The sequence below is a fragment of the Nocardioides luteus genome (assembly GCF_014648595.1).
GTDB lineage: Bacteria > Actinomycetota > Actinomycetes > Propionibacteriales > Nocardioidaceae > Nocardioides > Nocardioides luteus.
Genome location: NZ_BMRK01000062.1, coordinates 1 through 506, shown reverse-complemented (window position 1 = coordinate 506; position 506 = coordinate 1). Strand labels below are relative to the sequence as shown.

The 506-nt window shown below is 73.3% G+C and carries 1 protein-coding gene; it reads left to right on the top strand.

The window, feature by feature from the left end; all coding sequences use genetic code 11:
* A partial coding sequence (locus tag IEY81_RS23980) for an MFS transporter (protein ID WP_189121006.1) occupies positions 1-506 on the top strand: 506 nt, incomplete at both ends.

Here is a 506-nt window from a genome sequence, read left to right as displayed (position 1 = left end):
GATCGGCGCTGCGGCTCCCTGGCTGCTCACCCTGGTCCGCATCCTGCAGGGCCTCTCCGCAGGTGGTGAGTTCGGCGGTGCGGTCGCGATCATGACCGAGTTCGCGCCCCGCGGCCGCCGAGGCCTGTACGCCGCCTGGCAGTCCTTCACGGTCGCCCTGGGTCTGCTGGCCGGTGCCGGGATCGCGGCGCTGCTGGCGACCGTGCTGAGCGCGGACGCTCTGGACTCGTGGGGCTGGCGCATCCCGTTCCTGCTCGCGCTGCCGCTCGGCATCATCGCCCTGATCCTGCGCCTGCGGCTCGAGGAGACCCCGTCCTTCGAGCGCATCCGCCCCGAGGGCACCTCCGCGCCGGTGCAGAAGGCCTCGGCGGGGGAGACCGCCAAGGCCGTCGTCCTCGGCATCGCCCGGCTGATGGGCTGGTCGGCGGCGGGCTACACGTTCCTCGTCGTGCTCCCGGGCTACCTGCAGTCCTCGCTCGGCGCCACCTTCCAGGAGGCCCTGGTCG